This is a genomic window from Aeromonas sobria (assembly GCF_050266975.1).
Classification (GTDB): Bacteria; Pseudomonadota; Gammaproteobacteria; order Enterobacterales; family Aeromonadaceae; genus Aeromonas; species Aeromonas sobria_B.
On sequence record NZ_JBKISU010000163.1, the window covers coordinates 1 to 218 of the forward strand.

The following is a 218-nucleotide window of genomic DNA, read 5'->3' on the forward strand; positions in this document are numbered from 1 at the left end:
GTGGATGCGGCAGGCAACGAATCCCAGCCGGGCCGCGACAGCGCCACCATGGGCGACACCACTGCCACCGCGGCGCCGACCGTGGTCATCACCGAAGACACCGACGACGACGGCACCATCGACCGCACCGAGATCAGCGGCCAGGTAAACGTGGCAGTGACCCTGCCGGGCGAGGCCCAGGCCGGTGACACCCTCAAGGTGAGCGGCCAGGCCGACCG

At 70.6% G+C, this 218-nt stretch carries 1 protein-coding gene; it reads left to right on the forward strand.

Going from position 1 to position 218, the window contains the following annotated elements; all coding sequences use genetic code 11:
- A partial coding sequence (locus ACLHZ1_RS20935; protein ID WP_427263574.1) for a hypothetical protein occupies positions 1–218 on the forward strand: 218 nt, incomplete at both ends.